The sequence below is a fragment of the Pedobacter chinensis genome (assembly GCF_003339865.1).
Taxonomy (GTDB): domain Bacteria; phylum Bacteroidota; class Bacteroidia; order Sphingobacteriales; family Sphingobacteriaceae; genus Pedobacter; species Pedobacter chinensis.
Genome location: NZ_QPKV01000003.1, coordinates 891,965 through 909,908 on the forward strand (window position 1 = coordinate 891,965; position 17,944 = coordinate 909,908).

Below are 17,944 nucleotides of genomic sequence, written 5' to 3' on the forward strand. Positions count from 1 at the left end.
CCAATTGTCCTAACCCTTGCTTCAAATGAACAGACTTATCTACGCTATTCTTATTTTACTATTCGGTTTATCACGAAGTGTTGCACAAACCAAGCCTTTTAAATTGTGGTATGATAAACCAGCAAGTCGTTGGGAAGAAACGCTACCATTGGGTAATGGCAGATTAGGAATGATGCCCGATGGTGGAATAAAAAATGAACAGATTGTACTGAACGATATTACGCTATGGTCTGGCGCACCACAAGATGCCAATAACTACGAAGCGTATAAATATTTGCCAGAAATAAGAAATCTGATTTTGGCAGGTAAAAATGATGAAGCACAAGACCTTGTTAATAAAAATTTTGTATGTACTGGAAAAGGATCTGGCGGAGCCAACTGGGGCTGTTTCCAAATGCTGGGCAACTTAAACATTCAATATAATTATGAAGGAAATGAGGATAACCCAACAAAATATAAAAGGCAGCTTTTGCTAAACAATGCCATCGCCACAACAGATTTTACGCTAAGCAATGTAAACTTTAAAAGAGAGTATTTTACCAGTTTTAACGGAGATGTAGCAATTATTAGGATAACTGCAGATAAAGCAGGGCAAATCAATTGCAAGTTGTCTCTTAACCGCCCCGAACGTGGCATTAGCGAAGTTAAAGCCAATAGAATTATACTTTCTGGTCAGTTAGATAACGGTATTGATGGAAAAGGAATGCAATACCTGACCTTACTGGCTCCTGTAGCTTCTGGTGGTAAAATAATTAAAAACGGAAATACACTTGAGGTTACCAAGGCAAACGTTTTAACCATTTACCTATCAACCAAAACCAGTTATAAAGACAATAATTTTAGGATAAATGCTGAAGCTTTGCTCAACAAAGCCATCAAACAAAACTATGCTGCCGAGAAGTTAAAACATGAAGCTGTTTTCCAAAAAATGTTCAATAGGCTCAATATTGATATAGGAGAGGGAAAAAACAGTCAATTGAGTACCGATAAACGGTTAAGCTTATATTATAAAAATCCCGAATTGGATTTGCAGTTACCAGCCCTGTTTTTTCAGTATGGCAGGTATTTAAGCATTTCGAGCACGCGTGTAGGCCTTTTGCCTCCTAATTTGCAAGGACTTTGGGCTAATCAAATTCATACGCCATGGAATGGAGATTACCATTTGGATGTAAACGTACAAATGAACCATTGGCCTTTAGAGGTTGTAAATTTATCTGAACTTAATCTCCCTTTAACAGATCTGGTGGGTAATTTAGTGCCAAACGGACAAAAAACAGCCAAAGCCTATTACAATGCCGAAGGTTGGATTGCCCATGTGATTACCAATATCTGGGGTTTTACCGAACCTGGCGAAAGTGCATCGTGGGGCGTGGCTAACGCTGGTTCTGGCTGGTTGTGCAATAACCTTTGGGATCATTATGCCTTTACCAAAGATTTAAATTATTTAAAGAAAATATATCCTATAATTAAAGGCTCGGCTCAATTTTATAGCAGTGTGTTGGTTTCCGATCCGAAAACAGGTTGGCTAATGACTGCGCCATCGGTATCTCCAGAAAATAGTTTTTATATGCCCAATGGAAAAACTGCTAATGTAACCATGGGACCAACCATTGATAATCAAATTGTTCGGGAGTTATTTCAGAATGTAATTTATGCAGCTAAAACCCTGGGTAAAGACGATTTGCTGATCAAATCCCTACAAAATAAATTAAATCAGCTTCCACCAGCGGGCAGAATTTCTAAAGATGGACGAATAATGGAGTGGATTGAAGATTATAAAGAAACCGACCCTCAGCACCGTCATATTTCCCATTTGTATGGCCTGTATCCTGCTTCTTTAATTACTGTTGATGCCACTCCAGATCTTGCAGAGGCATCAAAAAAGACCCTTGATGTGCGTGGCGATGATGGCCCAAGCTGGTCAATTGCATATAAACTACTGTTTTGGGCCAGGTTAAGGGATGGAAACAGGGCTTTTAAACTTTTTAAAGAATTGTTAAAGCCAACCCAGAGCACTGACATTAATTATGGCGCTGGGGGTGGCGTGTACGATAATTTACTGTCGGCTGGTCCTCCTTTTCAAATTGATGGAAACTTCGGAGCTACAGCAGGCATAGCCGAAATGCTTATCCAAAGCCATGAGGGATACATTAATCTATTGCCAGCTATCCCCGATGCATGGAAAAAATATGGAAGTGTTAAAGGCTTAAAAGCCAGAGGAAATTACACTGTAAATTTAAACTGGAAAAATGGATTAGTAACCAATTATCAGGTTTTTTCGCCAACAGGAAACCGCGTAAAAGTTAAGGTAAATGGTAAACTACTTACTGTGGTTTCTTTAAAAAAATTAGGTTAAATAATAGATGGTTTGTTTCTAACATCTCCCTATACATATAATGAACGTTACTAACATAAAAGAAAATGGTTTAATCAATCGAGTAGATGAAGTTAAACTCATAAAAATAACCAATAAGCATGGTGCGTCTATTACGCTAACCAATTACGGAGCTACATTGGTATCGGTTGTTATGCCAGATAGAAATGACCAGCTTGCCGATGTGGTTTTAGGTTTTACTGATGTGGAAGCTTATTTAGGAGATACAAATTATTTGGGTGCTACTATTGGCCGTTTTGCCAACCGAATTGCCAATGGAAAATTTGTGCTTGATGGCAGAACTTTTCATTTGCAAACTAACGATGGACTACACTCCAACCACAGTGGTGCTTATGGCTTTAGCAACAAAACATTCAATTATCATACAAAAGATAACAGTGTGGTTTTTACATTGTATAGCCATGAAGGAGAGGGTGGGTTTCCAGGAGATTTGCAGTGCTCGGTAACTTATGAACTCACTGATCATAATGAGATTTTGATTAGTTACCAGGCCCGGTCAAACCAAAAAACAATAGTAAGTTTTACCAATCATGCCTATTTTAATTTAAGTGGTAAGCATTCTGATATTTTTGATCATCGCCTAACTATTCCATCAGAAAAAATGCTGGAGATGGATAAAGATTATCTGCCTACGGGGAAGATTGTACCAACCTCCACTCATACATTTAAAGGTCAGCAAATTTCAGAAGTGATTAAACAGAATAATGATAAAATTGAGGGGCTGAACAATTATTATTTACTGAAAGAAAAAACATCATCAACGCTTGATTTGGCTGCCGAGCTTTTGCATCCCCTATCGGGAAGAAGGTTACAGGTATTTACCGATAGTCCGGGCGTGTTGCTTTATACAGGCGATTTTTTAGCCACCAGCAGCATTGGTCATCAAGGTCAACCTTATCGTGCATTTAATGGTATATGCCTGGAGTGTCAACATTATCCCGATGCCCCAAATCAAGAAATTGCGCCAGAGGTAACTTTAGCAAAAGGAGCAGTTTATCAACAGAAAATTATTTACAAGTTCGATACCCTATAATCATGAGACGATTTTTATCAATTTTTTGCATTTTATTTTGCCTAACGAGTGTTGTTTTTTCTCAAGGTAAATACACTTTAAAATCGCCAGATGGAAATATCAGCGCAAATATTACCAGTGGTAAGACCCTTGGCTATTCAGTTGCTTTAAAACAACAGGAAATAATCGGGTTTTCGCCCATTGGCCTTAAACTCGAAAATGAAATTTTGGGAAATAATGCAGTTCCTGATCAAACTTCAACCCAAAAAACAACAAAATACAATGAGTTAACGCTAAGCTTTGCCAAAAGATACAAAGTTGTTTTCAGGTTATATAATGAAGGATTTGCCTACCGTTTTATTACCCATTTAAAAGACTCGGTAAAAGTGCTCGATGAAACGGCTACATTTAACATTAAGCCCGATGCTGCGGCAGTATTGCAAGAAACTGATAATTATACCACCTGGGAAGGTACTTATGTTAAATCGAATGCTGTAGAAGCTATTCCGTTGGGAAAAAGAGCAACAACACCTGCGCTTTTTGCCTATCCAAACGAAGTAAAAGTGGTTATTGCCGAGGCAGATTTATTTGATTACCCTGGGATGTACATCAAAAAAGAAAAATCAGATTTTATTGGAGAATGGGCTCAGTTTCCATCGCGTACAGTAATGGGGAGTTGGGGAAATTTTGTTTCGGTAGTGAAAGATAGGTATCCTTTTATTGCAAAAACAACAGGCGATAGAAGTTACCCATGGCGCATTGCGATCATCTCTACCGATGATAAACAATTGCTAACCAATCATCTGGTTACAGAATTGGCTACACCGTCAAAAATTAAGGATGCGAGTTGGATTAAACCTGGAAAAGCTGCCTGGGAATGGTGGCATGATGCCTTATTGCCTGGAGCAGCTATCCCATCGGGGATGGATAATCGAAATACCGCGCTGTATAATTATTATGTTGATTTTGCTGCAGCAAATAAACTCGAATATTTAATGGTTGATGCGGGCTGGTCTAACAACTATGACCTGACCAGAATTAATCCCAAAAATGATATCAGGGCGGTTATAGCACATGCCAAGTCAAAAAACGTGGGCGTGTTTTTATGGTGTGTGGCTACTACTTTACTAAAAGATTTAGATAAAAACCTCAATTTTATCCAATCTTTAGGCGCAGTTGGGTTAAAAGTAGATTTTATAGACAGGGATGATCAGGAGGCCATTAAATGGTTTGAACTTATAGCAGAAGCTGCTGCCAAAAGAAAATTAATGATCAATTTCCATGGTTGCAGCAAGCCTACAGGATTGGAAAAAACTTATCCCAATATTGTGAATTATGAGGCCGTAAGAGGTGCAGAATCAAACAAATGGGATTATACCATAAATCCTGATTTACATTTATTAATTCCTTTTACGCGTATGCTGGCCGGACCGTTTGATTATACACCAGGAGCCATGCGCAATAAAACCAAAGAAACGTTTAAGCCGATAGATCCAGGTTTACCATCGGCCCAGGGCACACGATGCCATGAGCTGGCTATGTACGTGGTGTATAATCAGCCATTTGCGATGCTTTCCGATTCGCCAACGGCTTATATGAAAGAAGATACAATTATGCGGTTTTTGTCTGCCGTGCCTACAGTATTTGATGAAGAAAAAGCATTGTCAGCTAAGTTAGGAGAACAGGTAGTCATGGCAAAAAGAAAAGGTAAAAATTGGTTTGTGGGTGGTATGACCAATTGGAATGAACGGGAAGTTAATGTCGATTTTTCTTTTCTCCCTTCCTCACAACAATACCAGGCCGAAATTTACATCGATGGGCCAGGCGCAAATGTAAACGCAGAAGAATATCTTTATAAAACGATACAGGTAAATAATAAAACCATTTTACCTGTAAAAATGGCTAAGGGTGGAGGTTTTGCAATATTTATCCATCCTTAATTATCTTAATTACAAACTATGATGAGAACCTTATACAATATGAAATTATCAATTATTTTATTTTCTGGGTTGATGTTAGGTATACTGCAGGTAAAATCGCAAACCATTATACCTATTGAAACCAAACACAACGCTATTGTTTTGCAGGCCGATGCAAAGGCAAATATTGCAATGGTTTATTATGGGTCGAAGCTCGCTTTGCAAAGTGATTATGCAAATATCGCAGGTTCATACAAACAAGGAAGTGAGTATACTGGAGTTGTTGATGCTGCTTATACTGCATCGGGGTCAAGAAATTTAATGGAACCTGCCATTACGGTTACACATGCCGATGGAAATAATTCTTCGGATCTTTTGTATAGCAGTCATGCTGTAAAAAAGCAATCAGATAATATTACCGTTACCAGCATTGTATTGAAAGATCCGGTGTATAATTTGGAAACCATTCTTTATTACAAAACCTATTATAATGAAGATGTGATTGAGCAATGGAGCGAAATAAAAAATAATGAGAAAGGAAATGTTACCTTACAAAAATTTGCCTCTGCCAATCTTTATTTAAGAGGGAAATCTTTTTATCTCACACAATATCATGGCGATTGGGCAAAAGAGATGCAGCCTGAAGAAAGTAAAATTACCCATGGTATAAAAACCCTTGATACCAAATTGGGTACTCGTGCCAATCTGTTTCAACCTTCTGTTTTTATGGTTTCGATGGATAAACCTGCAACCGAAACCGAAGGTACAGTACTGTATGGCACATTAGCCTATAGCGGAAATTTTAGAACCGATCTGGAACTTGATTATCTTGATAACCTGCGGATTATTTCTGGGATCAACAATTATGCATCGGCATATACACTAAAACCCAACGAGGTTTTTACAACGCCTGCTTTTCTTACCACTTTATCGAGCTCGGGTAAAGGTACAGCCAGTAGAAACCTGCAATCGTGGGCCAGAAATTATCGCTTGCTCGATGGTAAAGGTACTCGGCTAACCCTGCTAAATAATTGGGAAGCTACTTATTTTGATTTTGATGAGAACAAGCTTTTTGGCTTGATCAAAGACACCAAAAAATTAGGTGTAGATCTGTTTTTATTGGATGATGGCTGGTTTGCAAACAAATATCCAAGAAACGGCGATGTTGCAGGTCTGGGCGATTGGGGCGAAAATAAAAAGAAACTACCAAATGGTATCGCTTCATTGGTTAAAGAAGCTGAAAATAATGAGGTAAAATTTGGGATCTGGATTGAACCTGAAATGGTAAACCCAAAAAGTGAATTGTATGAAAAACATCCTGATTGGGTGGTTAAACAACCAAAAAGAGAGGAATTTTACTTCAGAAACCAATTGGTACTCGATTTGACCAATCCAAAGGTACAAGACTTTGTTTTTGGCGTAGTTGATGATCTTTTTAAACAAAATCCTAATCTTGCTTATATTAAATGGGATTGTAATGCCGTCATCTATAATGCTCATTCTGCCTATTTAAAAAATCAATCTCATTTTTACATCGAGTATGTACGTGGCCTTTACCAGGTTTTAGAACGGATTAGAAAGAAATACCCAACCGTGCCGATGATGTTGTGTTCTGGCGGAGGGGGCAGAGTAGATTATGCTGCATTACAATACTTTACCGAGTTTTGGCCAAGTGACAATACCGATCCTTTAGAACGGATTTTTATGCAATGGGAGTATTCTTATTTTTACCCTGCAATTTCGAGCTCAAACCATGTTACAGATTGGGGCAAACAACCCATTAAATTCCGAACTGATGTAGCGATGATGGGAAAATTAGGATTTGATATTGTAGTGAGCCACTTATCGCCTAACGATTTAAAATTTTGCCAGGAGGCCATTAAAACCTACAATGAATTTAAACCCGTGATTTGGCAGGGAGATCAATACAGGCTTTCTAATCCAAGGGAAAGTAGCGTAGCCTCCATGTTGTATATCAGTGAAGATAAAAACACAGGTATCGTATTTAATTATCTGGTTAACAATAGATATGGAGAAGGAAGTAAGCTACCCATTAAGTTTAATGGTTTGGATGCTTCAAAAAAGTATAAAATTTCAGAAGTTAATGTTTATCCTGGTGCAAAATCTTCCATTGACACAACGAAGATTTATAATGGAGATTTCCTGATGAAGATTGGGTTTAATCCAGATGTAAATCAATATAGAACAAGTGTGGTATTGAAAATAGAAGCGTTATAGTGCAATAACCGTTATTTTTTTTAGATAGAAGAAATGTATTTCAGATTAATGTCGTTTTAACTTCAAAAAGGATAGCATGTATCCATCGATGAAGAAAGAATACCTGAAAGATTTATTAATTTAACTTACTATATTTGATTAATGAACAGATTGGAAAGATATTCATCAGAAATAGTTGAACTTTGTAAAATTTACAAGGTCAAAAGCCTTTATGCTTTTGGTTCTGTTTTAACTGATAAATTTCATAAGAAAAGCGATATTGATCTGATTGTAGACTTTTCTAATATTCCTGTTGAAGACTATGCAGATAATTATTTTGACTTTAAATTTTCACTTCAGAGCATTTTAAAAAGACCAGTTGATCTGCTCGAAGAAAAAGCAATAAAAAATCCATATTTCAGAAGTGCCGTAAATCAGCAAAAACAACTTGTTTATGGGCAATGATATAAAAACATGGCTTTATGATATTTTGAATGCTATTATGGAAATTGACAGTTTCTTAAATGATAGGCCTAAAGATTTTATTAATTACCAAAACGACTTGCGAACAAAAAGGGCTGTAGAAAGAAATATAGAAATTATTGGCGAAGCACTTAGCCGAATTTTGAGGTTTGATGATGGTATAGTAATTACCAATTCAAGAAAAATTGTTGATGCAAGGAATAGAATAATACATGGTTATGATTCTGTTTCTGATGATGTGATTTGGGGAATTGTCATCAGACATTTACCTGTTTTGCAAGCCGAAGTTCAAGCATTATTAGAAGAATAACTAATGCTCTTGCCTATATATTTACCAGTAAATTACCCCTAATGTGATTAACAAAATATGAAATGGGCTAAAAAATGGAGCTTTGCTATCGGTATTATCTTTCTGTTTTCTTCATTTGATCAGCCACCTAAACAGCCAGTAGATTATGTAAACCCGTTTATAGGTGCAACCACAAGTGTTGATGCTGCAGGCACTTACCATGGATTAGGAAAAACCTTTCCTGGAGCCACAACCCCTTTTGGTATGGTTCAGGTTAGTCCAAATACCATAACAGGAGGCGATAATGGTTCAGGATATAGTGATGAACACCGAACAATTGAAGGTTTTGCCCTTACCCAAATGAGTGGAGTAGGGTGGTATGGCGATATGGGAAATTTTCTGGTTATGCCAACTACGGGAACTCTAAAAACCGCCGCTGGTAAAGAGAACGGCGTTCCAGGTTGTCGTTCCGTTTACGATAAGAAATCAGAAAAAGCATCGGCTGGTTATTATACCGTACAGCTTACCGATTATGCTGTTAAAGCAGAATTAACCGCAACCACACATAGTGGATTGATGCGATTTACTTTTCCCGAAAATAAACAATCAAGAATTCAGATCGATCTGGCCCGAAGAGTGGGTGGTACCTCAACTCTGCAATATATAAAAGTGGTAGATGATTATACCATTGAGGGTTGGATGAAGTGCAGTCCCGATGGCGGTGGATGGGGCAATGGCGATGGTTTGGCAGATTATACCGTTTATTTTTATGCCAAATTTAGTAAGCCCTTAAAAAATTATGGTGTATGGTCTGCGGAGATACCCGATGGACAGAAACGTAAGGCCGAAAATGTATTTAGCGATGCCTATCAATCTTTAATTGCCAATGCAACGGTTTTAAAAGGTGCTAAACTTAAACAAGGAAAACATTTAGGTTTTTATACCGAATTTGCCACCAAAAAAGGAGAGCAGGTGCTATTGAAAACGGGCGTCTCTTATAACAATATCGCTGGTGCCAAAAAAAATCTAGATCAGGAAATCCCAGATTGGAATTTTACTAAAATTCAGCAACAGGCCAAAGTGAAGTGGAACAATGCACTATCAAAAATTAAGGTTTCAGGTGGTTCAGAGAATGAAAAAACCATTTTCTATACGGCTTTATATCACACGATGATTGATCCACGTACTTTTGAAGATGTAGATGGAAAGTATTTTGGGGGAGATGGGAAAATACATCAATCTGATGGATTTACCAAAAGAACCGTATTCAGTGGGTGGGATGTTTTTAGAAGTCAGATGCCACTTCAAACCCTTATCAATCCTGTTGTGGTTAACGATATGATCAACTCGCTGGTTACTTTGGCCGATGAAAAGAAGAAAAATTACCTGGAGCGCTGGGAATTGCTGAATGCCTATACTGGCTGTATGATTGGAAACCCTGCTGTTGCAGTAATTACAGATGCTTACCAAAAAAACATCAGAGATTTCGATCTATCTAGGGCTTATCAATTGTCGGTAAACAGTGTAGAGCAATTTGGAAATGGAGAACAGGGTTTTTCTGCTGAGCCAGCAAGTATAGCACATACTTTAGAATATGCCTATACCGAATGGTGTGTGGCAACACTTTCAAAAGACTTAGGTAAAAAGGATGAAGAGAAATATGCACGAAGAAGTTTATCGTACAAAAATATATTCGATACCGATAAAAAATGGTTCAGGCCCAAAGATCAAAATGGTAACTGGCTTCCCTGGCCCGATCGAGGAAGGTTAACACAGGATTATGGTTGCATAGAAAGTAATCCCTATCAGCAGGGCTGGTTTGTGCCGCATGATATTGATGGGATGGTAAATTTAATGGGCGGAAAAGAAAATGTAATTGCCGACTTAAACGCTTTTTTTGAAAATGCACCCCAAAACATGAAATGGAACGATTATTACAATCATCCAAATGAACCTGTACACCACGTCCCTTTTTTATACAATAGAATTGGGGCACCGTGGCTCACTCAAAAAAGAAGCAGGGAAATCTGTAAAAACGCCTACCATAACAGCGTTGAGGGTTTGGTTGGCAATGAAGATGTTGGACAAATGTCTGCCTGGTATGTACTTGCCGCGGCTGGTTTATATCCCATTTGCCCGGGAGATAATCGCTATGAAATTACAAGTCCGTTATTTAGCCGAATTGATTTAAAACTGGATACTAAATATGCCAGGGGAAAGGCTTTTACCATTATAACTCAAAATAATTCAACTGAAAATGTTTATATCCAGCAAGCTACTTTAAATGGCAAGGCTTATCATAAATGTTACCTTAGCCATGATGAAATTAGCAAAGGTGGTATTTTGGTTTTAAAAATGGGAAAAAACCCCAATACCAATTGGGGTTTGGATTAAGCAATTCATTCATTTTTTACTTAAGATATAAGTCTATTTTCGTTAAAAGCAAAGGAAACAAAAAGAACAAACCTAAAGAGGGTTGGAAATCAAATTATAAGACATTAGGTTTAAAATCATAATTGTTTCGTTGCCATTGAAACAAAAAATATTAAAATAATGAGTCTGATCCCTTGAAATCAAATTTATGAAACTCTACATCAAATTAGTTAAAGGAGGCCTGATGGTGGCTTCGCTTTTTTTGTCAATCGTGACACAAGCCAAAGTAGTTTTGCCTGCCTTATTCAGCGACTACATGGTTTTCCAACAAAAAACCACCGCATCTGTATGGGGTAAAACAACTCCTGGAAAATCAGTGAACATTACCACTACCTGGAGCCATAAGGCTTATAGCACCAAGGCTGACCAAGATGGTAACTGGATCATAAAGCTGCAAACACCATCTTTTGGCGGACCGTATAATGTGGCCATTTCAGACGGTGAGGTAACCAATCTCATGAATGTAATGATTGGTGAGGTATGGATTTGTTCCGGTCAATCCAATATGGAAATGCCATTGGCAGGATGGGCAAAGATAGATAACTATGAAAAAGAGATCGAAGATGCCCAATATCCAAATATCAGATTGTTACAGGTTCAGCATGTGGCCAGCAATTTTCCTTTGGGCGATGCTAAGGTAGATAATGGCGGGTGGAAACCTTGTATTCCACAATATGTTGCAAATTTTTCTGCCGTGGCCTATTTCTTTGCCAGAGAGGTTTATAAAAAAACGGGTATTCCTATTGGCCTAATTCATACTTCATGGGGAGGTACCATTGCTGAAGCATGGACAAGTGCAGCTACGCTGAAAACCATGCCCGATTTCGTAGATGTAGTCAATAAAATAGAAAATTCTGCTAAAGACAAAAATGGGGCAAGTCTTGAGCAACAAATGCAGTCATGGCTTGATGTTATCAATATTAAAGATGCTGGAATGCAACATGGAAATGCGACCTGGGCATCAGCAAATACTGATCTATCCTCATGGAAATCCATTTCGATCCCGGCATTGTGGGGAGACGCAGATTTGCTCAACTTTGATGGCATAGTATGGTTTCGTAAAACGGTGACCATTCCTCAATCCTGGGAAGGTAAAGAAGTAAAAATCAACCTTGGAACCATTGATGACGATGATATTACCTATGTTAATGGTAAAAAGATTGGTAAAACCCAAGGCTATAATGTACCACGGGTATATACTATTCCTGGCAACAAAGTTAAAGGGGGGGCACTAAACATTACGGTAAGGGTATTTGATAGTGGGGGCGAAGGCGGTATTTATGGCAATAAAAACCTAATTTCAGTATCATCTGCTTCCGGGGAAAAAATTTCACTGGATGGAGAATGGAAATACAAAATAGGATTGGATCTTAAAGATGTACCTCCAAACCCAATAACAAATAACGGTCCTAATCGAGCGACTGTGTTATATAACGCAATGATTAACCCTTACCTTCAATTCCCAATCCGTGGAGCGATATGGTATCAGGGCGAAAGCAATGTAGACAGAGCCTACCAATATCAAACCTTATTCCCGAATATGATTAAGGACTGGAGAAAAAGCTGGAATCAGCCAGATTTTCCATTCTATTTTGTGCAACTGGCCAACTTTATGAAAGTAGAGGATCAGCCGAAAGAGTCGTCATGGGCAGAACTAAGAGAAGCTCAATTTAAAACTCTATCCTTACCTAATACAGGTATGGCAGTAGCAATTGATATAGGTGATGCAGAAGACATTCATCCTAAAAACAAACAGGAAGTGGGCAGGAGGCTGGCACTGATTGCCCTTGCAAAAAATTACAAACGAAAAATCACTTATACTGGCCCTATTTATCAGTCGCAGGTTATTGATGACAATGTCATTAAACTAAACTTTAGTTCCACTAAGGGCGGTTTAAAAGCTAAAGATGGAGGAGAATTGAAAGGCTTCGCGATAGCAGGAGCTGATCAGAAGTTTTACTGGGCAAAAGCCGTAATAAAGGGAAATCAGGTCATTGTAAGCTGTCCTGATGTTGCGAATCCTGTTGCAGTGAGGTATGCCTGGGCGAATAATCCTGTTTGTAACCTGATAAATGGTGCCGGCCTACCAGCATCACCTTTCAGAACAGACAACTGGAAGGGAATTACCCAAAGACCTTGATAGGAATTTAAATAAATAAGCCTGATAGGCTCGCCATTCTATTTTAAGAATAAGAAAAAAAGCTGAATGCTAATTGGGGCTTGGATTAAGTAATTCATCTTTTTTTCTTAGGCGGAATATAAAGCTATAGGCTAAAATGAAGATGGTAATATTGTCCATCTTATTAAATTGATTATCCATTAAATCGCTATGGTTTAGTATTTGATAGTTAGGATTGGATATTTAGTTTTGGATGTTCGATTTTAGGTCGAGCTGCTAACCAATATAAATTAATATGAATAATCAAACGGTTACTTACCATAACACCTACATCTTAGGCATCTCATTTATATCTGCACTTGGAGGCTATCTTTTTGGGTTCGATTTTGCAGTTATATCTGGGGCATTACCCTTTTTGCGTACAGAATTTGCACTAAATGCGTATTGGGAAGGCTTCTTAACAGGATCTTTGGCATTGGGCTGTATTGTAGGCTGCCTCATGGCTGGTAACATTGCCGATAGCAAGGGCAGAAAACCCGGGCTTATGTTGGCCGCTGTTATTTTTGCTATATCTTCCATCGGGATGGCGTTTTCTCACAATCTCACTGTTTTTATCCTCATGCGTTTTGCGGCAGGTATTGGGGTTGGAATGGCATCCATGTTAAGCCCGATGTACATTGCAGAGGTTTCTCCTCCCGAAAAACGCGGAAGAAATGTGGCCATTAACCAATTAACGGTAGTAATTGGAATTTTGGTCACTAATTTGGTTAACTATAAACTGGCAGATTATGGAGATAATGCCTGGAGGTGGATGTTTGGTTTAGGGGCAATCCCTTCTGGCTTGTTTTTACTTGGGGTTTTATGGCTGCCCGAAAGTCCGCGTTGGCTCATTAAAGCAGGTAAAATAGATCAGGCGAAAAAAGTGCTTTCTAAAATTGGCAATGCCTATTTTGTAGATCAAACCTTTACCAAAATCAATAATTCCATGCAAGGGGGCGAGGAAAAGCAAAGTTACAAAGCTGTTTTTGCAAAGGCCATTCGCCCAGCGGTAGTGGTTGGCATTACCTTAGCGGTTTTTCAGCAGTTGTGTGGGATCAATGTGGTTTTTAATTACACCTCCACCATTTTCGAAGCAGTAGGCGCTAAGCTCGACAGGCAGCTTTTTGAAACGGTTGCCATCGGGATTGTTAACCTTATATTTACCCTGATTGCCATGTGGCAGGTAGATAAGTTGGGCCGCAGACCATTAATGCTCATTGGTTCGCTGGGCTTATCGGTTTTGTATATTGTGCTGGCTTTTCTGCTGCAAAGTAATGCTCACGCCAATTTGGTTTCGGTTTTTGTACTTCTTGCTATTGCTACCTATGCTACTTCTCTGGCACCCGTTACCTGGGTTTTAATCTCAGAAATTTTTCCCAACAGCATAAGGGGAAAAGCATCATCAATAGCAATAGTTGCACTATGGAGCGCTTATTTTGTGCTGGTATTTACCTTCCCGATTTTGGCCGAATGGCTTGGTGCTTTTGGTCCGTTTTACCTTTACGCCGTGATTTGCCTGGCAGGATTTTTCTTTATTAAGAGCAAGGTAAAAGAAACAAAGGGGCAAACCCTGGAAGAACTGGAAACCAGTTTGATTGGCCATTAAGTTAAATAGGTATTTATTCAATTGTTAATAGTTAAATCCTGTAGTATTATTACGCAGATTAAAAAATAGAACGCTTAATTGGTGTTTATGAAAGTTAAAGTTTGGGCAGAAGCCGTTGTGATCCCAACCTACGAGGTTGGTTTGCCAGAAAAAAATCCTGTATTTATTGAAAAGAGGGTTTATCAGGGAAGTAGCGGATCGGTATATCCATATCCTGTTATTGAGAAAATTGCCGATGAAAAAACAGATAAAACCTATAATGCAGTTTATCTGGAAAATGATTTTGTTAAAATCATGATTTTGCCCGAACTCGGGGGCAGGGTACAAATGGCTTTCGATAAAACTAAAAATCGTCATTTTATTTATTATAATCAGGTTATTAAACCAGCTTTAGTAGGCTTAACTGGTCCTTGGATTTCTGGTGGCATCGAATTTAACTGGCCTCAGCATCATCGTCCTTCAACTTTCGATGCAGTTGATTTTTACTTTGAAGAGAGTGAAGATGGCAGTGCAACGGTTTGGTGCAGTGAAGTGGAAAGAATGTTCAGAACAAAGGGAACCATTGGTTTTACATTATATCCTGATAAAAACTACCTCGAAATAAATGGCAAACTGTATAATAGAACACCTTTTGCGCAAACGTTTTTATGGTGGGCAAATCCAGCAGTAAAAGTTAATGATGATTATCAATCTGTTTTTCCGCCAGATGTGAATGCGGTTTTCGATCATGGTAAACGCGATGTTTCTTCATTCCCCATTGCCAAAGGAACTTATTACAAAGTTGATTACTCGCCTGGTACAGATATCTCACGCTATAAGAATATCCCTGTCCCTACCTCATATATGGCGGTTTCTTCCAAATACAATTTTGTAGGTGGTTATGAGAATGACAGCAAGGGTGGTTTATTGCATGTGGCCAATCATCATATATCGCCAGGCAAAAAACAATGGACATGGGGCAATGGAGATTTTGGACAAGCCTGGGATAGAAACCTTACCGATGAAGATGGGCCATACATCGAATTAATGTGTGGTGTTTATACGGATAACCAGCCCGATTTTTCATGGATCATGCCAGGCGAGTACAAAGATTTTGTACAATATTATATGCCATACCGCGATTTGGGCGTGGTAAAAAATGCCTCTAAAAATGCCATGGTTAATATCGAACTGGCTGATGGAAAATTAATCGTTAAAGTTTATACCACGGGTGTTTATCCAGATGCAAAAATTGTGCTTAAAAATGGCGATCAAGAGTTATTAACTGATGGCTATGATGCTTCGCCAACGTGTTCTTATGATAAAGAACTGTATTTTGGAGGAGAGCCTGACCAGTTATTCATTCGTGTTACGGATGAGAAAGGCAATGTGTTGGTCGATTGGAAATGGGAGGGCGAAAATGAAAAGGCTATTCCCAAGCCTGCAAAACCCGCAAAGGCACCAAAAGACATTGAAAACAACGAACAACTTTTCTTAACAGGATTGCATTTGGAACAATACCGACATGCTACCTATAATCCGTTTGATTATTACAATGAAGCTTTGAGCAGAGATGCTGGAGACATTAGGTGTAATAATGCAATCGGGCTTTTAAAACTAAGGAAAGGTAAATTTGAAGATGCGGAGCTTTATTTTAAAACAGCAATAAAAACCTTAACAGAAAGAAATCCAAATCCTTATGATGGCGAACCATATTTTAACTTAGGGCTATCGTTAAAATTACAGGATAAATTTGATGAAGCGTATGATGCCTTCTATAAATCAATCTGGAATGCGGCCTGGCAAAATCAGGGGTATTTTTATATTACACAGCTTGATATCATTAAAGGCGATTTGGAGAATGGTTTAGTACATATAGAAAAATCGATCTCCAAAAATACCAACGATCAAAAAGCTTTGCATTTGCATGTGGCGATTTTACGCAAATTGGGGAAAACGAAAAATGCATTATCCATTGCCGAAACTTATTTGGCAGATGATCATTTTAATTTTGGAATACACTTTGAGAAATACCTTTTATCTGAAGCCTCCGAAGATTTAAGCCGATTTAATCATTTAATCAGGAAAAATATTCATACCTATATCGAATATGCTCTTGATTATGCGGCCGCAGGTTTATACCATGAAGCTATTTTATTGTTAAATGCAGGCATTGAACTTCAAGCAGAAGTTTACCCATTGGCTTATTATTACCTGGCCTGGTTTTATAATAAAACAGGCAACAGAGAGCTTGCCAAAGAAACGTATAAAAAAGCAGCTCATGCAAATCCAGCATATTGTTTTCCCAACCATATCGAAGCTGTTTTAGCCCTGCAGGAAGCAATTAAACAAAATCCTGATGATGCTAAAGCACCTTATTATTTGGGCAATTTTTGGTATGCTTCCAAATATTATGATGAAGCTATTGATTGCTGGCAAAAATCGATAGCAATTGATGCAGGCTTCCCAACCGTTCAGCGTAACCTTGCATTGGCTTATTATAATAAAACCGATAAACAGGAAAACGCTGTAGAATTATTGGAAAAAGCTTTTGAGCTGGATAAAAATGATGCCCGAATTCTGATGGAATTGGATCAGTTATATAAAAGGGTAAATAAAGACCTGGATTTCAGGCTTCAATTTTTAACGCAAAATAAAGATCTGGTATTGCAACGCGATGATGTTTATCTCGAATACATCACTTTGTTAAACCTCAGCGGCGAATATCAAAAAGCTTTTGATTTATTACAGAATAGAATTTTCCATCCCTGGGAAGGTGGAGAAGGTAAAGTGGCCATTCAATATGTAACTTCGCTCGTAGAAATGGCAAAACAAGCTATCGCTGATGAAAATTACAATGTAGCTATTCAGTATCTTACTGATGCGCAATATTATCCGCATAACCTGGCCGAAGGTAAATTGACTGGCGCACAGGAAAATGATATTTTTTATTGGCTGGGTGTGGCGTATGAAAAGTTGAACGACATTAATGAGGCAAGCCATTATTGGGAGAAAGCGGCCAAAGGCTTAAGCGAGCCTGCTGCTGCTATTTTTTATAATGATCAGCAACCTGATAAGATTTTTTATCAAGGCTTGGCCTTAATTCAATTAAACAGGCATGCTGAAGCAAATTTGCGTTTTGAAAAGTTAATAAACTATGCGCAAAAGCATTTAAATGATAAAGTTACCATCGATTATTTTGCGGTATCACTACCAGATTTAACCATTTGGGAAGATGATTTAGATAAACGCAATAACATTCATTGTTTATATATGCAAGGATTGGGCTATTTAGGACTTAAGCAATTGGAAAAAGCGGCTGGATCTTTTGCAGCGGTTTTAGCGCTTGAAAAAAGCCACGTTGGAGTTGTTATCCACCAAAATTTTTTAGTCGGAATAACTGTAAAATGAGAAATCAAACCGAATCCGCCATCCCAAATAATCGGGAATCTT

Annotated in this window: 10 protein-coding genes; all 10 read left to right on the top strand. The window is 38.3% G+C overall.

Features of this window, described 5'->3' with window-relative positions; translation table 11 throughout:
• Positions 1-25: 25 nt before the first annotated feature.
• The 10 genes from DU508_RS09230 (at position 26) to DU508_RS09275 (ending at position 17,902) form a co-directional block, all read left to right on the top strand.
• Complete coding sequence (locus DU508_RS09230) at positions 26-2,356, top strand: glycoside hydrolase family 95 protein (RefSeq protein WP_115402509.1); 2,331 nt, start codon at positions 26-28, stop codon at positions 2,354-2,356.
• 40 nt (positions 2,357-2,396) lie between these two features.
• Positions 2,397-3,428: an aldose epimerase family protein gene (locus DU508_RS09235; protein WP_115402742.1), complete on the top strand. Its 1,032-nt coding sequence runs from the start codon at positions 2,397-2,399 to the stop codon at positions 3,426-3,428.
• Between the two features lie 2 nt (positions 3,429-3,430).
• Positions 3,431-5,347 carry a glycoside hydrolase family 97 protein gene (locus DU508_RS09240; RefSeq protein WP_158542145.1) on the top strand — a complete coding sequence of 639 codons (1,917 nt, stop codon included), beginning with the start codon at positions 3,431-3,433 and terminating at the stop codon, positions 5,345-5,347.
• A gap of 18 nt (positions 5,348-5,365) precedes the next feature.
• Complete coding sequence (locus tag DU508_RS09245; RefSeq protein ID WP_233509443.1) at positions 5,366-7,564, top strand: alpha-galactosidase; 2,199 nt, start codon at positions 5,366-5,368, stop codon at positions 7,562-7,564.
• Positions 7,565-7,705: 141 nt separating this feature from the next.
• Positions 7,706-8,008 carry a nucleotidyltransferase family protein gene (locus DU508_RS09250; RefSeq protein ID WP_115402512.1) on the top strand — a complete coding sequence of 101 codons (303 nt, stop codon included), beginning with the start codon at positions 7,706-7,708 and terminating at the stop codon, positions 8,006-8,008.
• On the top strand, positions 7,998-8,336 hold the full coding sequence (locus tag DU508_RS09255) for a HepT-like ribonuclease domain-containing protein (RefSeq protein ID WP_115402513.1): 339 nt from the start codon (positions 7,998-8,000) through the stop codon (positions 8,334-8,336). Before DU508_RS09250 ends, DU508_RS09255 begins: the two co-directional genes overlap by 11 nt.
• A gap of 57 nt (positions 8,337-8,393) precedes the next feature.
• Positions 8,394-10,709, top strand: a complete 2,316-nt coding sequence (locus DU508_RS09260; protein ID WP_115402514.1) for a GH92 family glycosyl hydrolase — start codon at positions 8,394-8,396, stop codon at positions 10,707-10,709.
• A 187-nt stretch (positions 10,710-10,896) separates the two neighbouring features.
• Positions 10,897-12,888 (top strand): sialate O-acetylesterase, encoded by a 1,992-nt coding sequence (locus tag DU508_RS09265; protein ID WP_115402515.1) that lies wholly within the window; start codon positions 10,897-10,899, stop codon positions 12,886-12,888.
• Between the two features lie 274 nt (positions 12,889-13,162).
• Complete coding sequence (locus DU508_RS09270) at positions 13,163-14,512, top strand: sugar porter family MFS transporter (RefSeq protein WP_115402516.1); 1,350 nt, start codon at positions 13,163-13,165, stop codon at positions 14,510-14,512.
• Positions 14,513-14,599: 87 nt separating this feature from the next.
• Complete coding sequence (locus tag DU508_RS09275; RefSeq protein ID WP_115402517.1) at positions 14,600-17,902, top strand: DUF5107 domain-containing protein; 3,303 nt, start codon at positions 14,600-14,602, stop codon at positions 17,900-17,902.
• Positions 17,903-17,944 lie beyond the last annotated feature (42 nt).